The organism is Paenibacillus sp. N119s (assembly GCF_059447605.1).
In genome coordinates this window covers 1-1,303 of the sequence record NZ_JCAJRU010000447.1, presented here as the reverse complement: position 1 = coordinate 1,303, position 1,303 = coordinate 1, and the positions used below count along the sequence as shown (strand labels likewise).

The window sequence follows — 1,303 nt, the reverse complement described above, 5'->3', positions numbered from 1 at the left end:
ACGTATCCGGAGGAGCGTATCCGCTACATGCTGGACGACTCGGGAGCAGAGCTGTTGTTAACGCAAAGCCATCTGGTAGACAAAGTCGCTTTTGATGGTCAGCTGCTGGTGCTGAATGGGACACAAAGTGTGTATCACGAGGAGGATTCCAACCTGGAGCCGTTGTCCGGTCCGAACGATTTAACGTATGTGATTTATACGTCGGGTACGACGGGGCAGCCGAAGGGTGTCATGGTAGAGCATCGCAATGTCGTACGTTTGGTGAAAAATACAAACTACGCACAGTTGGACGCTGACACGCGCATTTTGCAAACAGGCGCTATTGTTTTCGACGCATCCACTTTTGAAATTTGGGGAGCGCTATTGAACGGTGGACGGCTTGTGCTAGTTAGACAGGATGTCATTTTGGACGTGCTCAAGCTTAAGGAAGCTGTTCACAGCCACGGCATTACCACGATGTTTTTGACTACACCGCTCTTTAACCAGCTGTCTCAGCAGGATTTGACACTGTTCGAGGGGATACGGGAGCTGCTGGTCGGTGGTGATGTGATGTCCGTACCACATATGAACCGGGTGCTAGAGGCCCATCCGTCCCTGCGAATCAGTAACATCTATGGCCCGACTGAAAATACGACCTTTTCCACGGTGCATGTGATCAACGGTGTGCAATCGGAATCTGTGCCAATTGGCAGACCGATTCATAATTCAACAGCGTACGTCGTGGACCGCTCGATGCGGCTTCAGCCCGTCGGAGTATGGGGTGAACTACTGGTAGGCGGTGACGGGGTAGCACGTGGTTACCGTAACCGTCCGGACCTGACGTCCGAAAAGTTCATTGACAGCCCGTTCCGTAGCGGAGAACGCTGCTATCGCACAGGCGACATGGTACGCTTAAATGCGGATGGTACGCTGGATTATAAGGGGCGGATCGATACGCAGGTGAAAATTCGGGGCTACCGGATCGAACTGAGCGAGGTAGAAACGCAGCTGTTGAAACTGGAGGCAGTGCAAGAAGTTGTGGTCATCGCACGGGAAGATGAGCAAGGGCAGAAGCAACTCTGCGCTTATCTGGTCGCCGATAAGGAAGTTGTCGCAAGTGAGCTACGCAGCGCCTTGAGCCAGAAGCTGCCGGGTTACATGATCCCTTCCTATCTGGTACAGCTGGAGCAGATGCCGCTGACACCAAACGGTAAAATCGACCACAAAGCCCTGCCAGCACCCGAAGACAGCCTGCAAAGCGGAGCCGACTATATCCCGCCGCGGACGTGGGTGGAAGTGAAGCTGGCGCAAATTTGGCAGGACG

Annotated in this window: 1 protein-coding gene; it reads left to right on the top strand. The window is 53.6% G+C overall.

Annotated elements, in window-relative coordinates:
* A partial coding sequence (locus tag AC5V8P_RS25620) for an amino acid adenylation domain-containing protein (RefSeq protein ID WP_495474060.1) occupies window positions 1-1,303 on the top strand: 1,303 nt, incomplete at both ends.